The following is a 2,054-nucleotide window of genomic DNA, read 5'->3' as shown; positions in this document are numbered from 1 at the left end:
CTGGGATATTTCCAATGGAACGCTATGTACAACGCCGTTTTGTCGAAAGACGACGTATTCATCGAAGAAATGCTCCAGGAGATCCAAAATGAGTTTCTAGCATTGAAGTCGGCCAGACTCATAAGCAGACCACCAGAGATACCGGTTAAAGATGTGTACAGAATATCTGCCATAGAGCAGGAGCTTTATCTCTACTTCAACGTCTATGACAGCCATATGGAGAATGAGATATCCGATGCAGTCGTGATTGCCAGCATAGACAAGAACGTCTTGCTTTCGGAGATGAATCTCGATGACAGAATAACCTTCTCTCCGGGCGGATCGAAGAGTTTCGCCTACGGTCTGAGAACCGAAATAGAAGGGTATGATCTTACCAGGTGGATGATTCTGCATTCCGTGGCGGCCGGGATAATTGGAGTCTTGTTCATGATGGAAGTGCTGGCGCTCGGTCTTTCCAGATACTACGAGATGAGTGGTCTTCAGGAGATCATGTATTTGTGGGAAATGGAAGACTCGTATACCGCCTTTCACTCTAAGAATGTGGCGATAATCGCCGAGTACTTGGGCAAGAGTCTTGGATTGAAAAGGAAGAAAGTCATGGAGATTGTGAACGGAGCAAAGCTTCATGATATTGGTAAGATGGGCATTTCTCCTAACATACTGAGAAAGCATGGTCCTCTTGATGAAATTGAAAAGGAGGTAATACGCAATCATCCTCAACATGGCAAGGAAGTTCTCCAACATTTCAAATACCTGGAGAGATTCGTTCCTTACGCCTATCTACACCACGAAAGAGAAGACGGTTCCGGCTATCCCCAGGGTCTAAAGGGAGATGAGATACCGCTCGAGGCAAAGATCCTGGCTGTAGCAGATGTGTTTGAGGCCCTCACGGCGGATAGGCCCTACAGGAACGCCTACTCTTTCGCTCAAGCTGTGGACATGATGACAGAAATGCCACTAGATCAGGATATAGTATATAAACTGATAAGTATCCTTCCGGAACTTGAGAACGAGCTTTGCGGGAGGAATCCGCGTAAGTGCGAGATCATCGGGAGTCAAACTTTATCTGCCGGACGACTTCGCCAAATGCTGTGTGACGAAAACAATCAAGATACTCTTTTGCTTATGACCGAAGCATCGTGACTCGATTTCGTTCTGCGGGCTTTCGATCACAAGATGCCGTAAATCGTGACTTACTAGAGGTTGACTCAACAGAGAAGAGAAGCATAAAATAAGAGATGGAGGTGGTGAAAATCACAGTTTCCAGCGTTATCCCGATTTTGGTCGTAGGGCTTGTAATCACGGTAATAGCCGTATTCGTTCGTGGCTTTACGATAGTTATGGACAATAACTAGAAACCGGCCGATCTTCGAAGTTGCATTTATTTAGCAGTGGAGGACAGCCAAAGCTTTTTCGGCAATGTATTTTCCTGTCGCTATCGCTTCTTCATTCTAAGACAATAGACTGAGGAGTATTGGTCGTGATTTCTCGGTGAAGAACGTGAGGTCGTGTCTTTCCGCAAATACAATCCCTGCAGAAACAAAACTCCCGGAGAACCCGTCACCTTATTACTCAAGTTGCCCTAAGGACGAGAAATGGAATACTTAGGCTTTTATCGGCGGCTCTTCAGAAGCAATAAGTGAAAACATACTGGTCAGTATCTCGCTAAGACACTTCTCATCATTGGGGGGGAGATCCGTAGCGGGTTGGTTCTTTTATTCGGATTAGAGCCTCGCCATGAGAGCAAGAATCGGATCCTTAATGAACATCTCCGATTACTGTACCTGGCAGTTACAGAAGCCTTAGAGAAAATGAAGCATTGGTCTTAGATCGCCAAAAAACTGACGCAAAAACAAACAAGCCTCCCGATGGGAGGCTAGGTTTCATTGATGATCTGAGCGCTTCATACACGCAGGGAGGCACTAAATGCTTGGTGGCGGCGGTCAGAATCGAACTGACGACTCTGCGGGTATGAACCGCATGCTCTAGCCAGCTGAGCTACACCGCCTGATAATGGTAGCGGGGACAGGATTTGAACCTGTGACCTTTGGGTT

General features: G+C 46.4%; 1 tRNA gene and 1 pseudogene. One reads left to right on the top strand and one right to left on the bottom strand.

Annotation, left to right across the window (positions count from 1 at the left end):
- A pseudogene (locus tag ENN47_12455) lies at window positions 1–1,062 on the top strand (HD domain-containing protein).
- An 869-nt stretch (window positions 1,063–1,931) separates the two neighbouring features.
- Here ENN47_12455 and ENN47_12450 read toward each other — a convergent pair.
- Window positions 1,932–2,008: transfer RNA gene (locus ENN47_12450), tRNA-Met, on the bottom strand.
- Window positions 2,009–2,054 lie beyond the last annotated feature (46 nt).

Source organism: Mesotoga infera (genome assembly GCA_011045915.1).
Classification (GTDB): domain Bacteria; phylum Thermotogota; class Thermotogae; order Petrotogales; family Kosmotogaceae; genus Mesotoga; species Mesotoga infera_D.
Note: the sequence above shows the minus strand (reverse complement) of the source record. Positions and strands in the feature narration are given on the sequence as shown.